This is a genomic window from Streptomyces sp. NPDC005722 (assembly GCF_040630935.1).
Classification (GTDB): domain Bacteria; phylum Actinomycetota; class Actinomycetes; order Streptomycetales; family Streptomycetaceae; genus Actinacidiphila.
Window position 1 is genome coordinate 1 of the sequence record NZ_JBEXYN010000105.1, and the last position, 1548, is coordinate 1548.

Sequence of the window (1548 nt, forward strand, 5' to 3'; positions counted from 1 at the left end):
TTGATCTCTTCGGAGTGATGGGGAGTGGTGGAGCCGGTGACCCGAGGTGGTAGTAGGTGAGCGATGGGGTGACGCAGGAAGGTAGTCCAGCCCGGGCGGTGGTTGTCCCGGGGTAAGGGTGTAGGCCGAGTGGTAGGCAAATCCGCCACTCATTGAGGCTGAGACCTGATGCCGAGCCGATTGTGGTGAAGTGGATGATCCTATGCTGTCGAGAAAAGCCTCTAGCGAGTTTCATGGCGGCCCGTACCCTAAACCGACTCAGGTGGTCAGGTAGAGAATACCGAGGCGTTCGGGTGAACTGTGGTTAAGGAACTCGGCAAAATGCCCCCGTAACTTCGGGAGAAGGGGGGCCATTGCTGGTGAGGGAACGTGCTTCCTGAGCTGGTGGTGGCCGCAGAGACCAGCGAGAAGCGACTGTTTACTAAAAACACAGGTCCGTGCGAAGCCGTAAGGCGATGTATACGGACTGACGCCTGCCCGGTGCTGGAACGTTAAGGGGACCGGTTAGCTCTGATTCGTCGGGGCGAAGCTGAGAACTTAAGCGCCAGTAAACGGCGGTGGTAACTATAACCATCCTAAGGTAGCGAAATTCCTTGTCGGGTAAGTTCCGACCTGCACGAATGGCGTAACGACTTCTCGACTGTCTCAACCACAGGCCCGGTGAAATTGCACTACGAGTAAAGATGCTCGTTTCGCGCAGCAGGACGGAAAGACCCCGGGACCTTTACTACAGCTTGATATTGGTGTTCGGTTCGGCTTGTGTAGGATAGGTGGGAGACTGTGAAGCAGTGGCGCCAGCCATTGTGGAGTCAACGTTGAAATACCACTCTGGTCGTGCTGGATGTCTAACCTCGGTCCGTGATCCGGATCAGGGACAGTGTCTGGTGGGTAGTTTAACTGGGGCGGTTGCCTCCTAAAGAGTAACGGAGGCGCCCAAAGGTTCCCTCAGCCTGGTTGGCAATCAGGTGTTGAGTGTAAGTGCACAAGGGAGCTTGACTGTGAGACTGACGGGTCGAGCAGGTACGAAAGTAGGGACTAGTGATCCGGCGGTGGCTTGTGGAAGCGCCGTCGCTCAACGGATAAAAGGTACCCCGGGGATAACAGGCTGATCTTCCCCAAGAGTCCATATCGACGGGATGGTTTGGCACCTCGATGTCGGCTCGTCGCATCCTGGGGCTGGAGTCGGTCCCAAGGGTTGGGCTGTTCGCCCATTAAAGCGGTACGCGAGCTGGGTTTAGAACGTCGTGAGACAGTTCGGTCCCTATCCGCTGTGCGCGTAGGAGTCTTGAGAAGGGCTGTCCCTAGTACGAGAGGACCGGGACGGACGAACCTCTGGTGTGCCAGTTGTCCTGCCAAGGGCATGGCTGGTTGGCTACGTTCGGGAGGGATAACCGCTGAAAGCATCTAAGCGGGAAGCCTGCTTCGAGATGAGGACTCCCACCCCCTTGAGGGGTTAAGGCTCCCAGTAGACGACTGGGTTGATAGGCCGGATGTGGAAGCCCAGTAATGGGTGGAGCTGACCGGTACTAATAAGCCGAGGGCTTGTCC

General features: G+C 57.0%; 1 rRNA gene. It reads left to right on the forward strand.

Annotated features, from left to right (window positions below):
• Positions 1-1548: ribosomal RNA gene (locus ABZ479_RS41535) — 23S ribosomal RNA — on the forward strand; the annotation flags it as partial.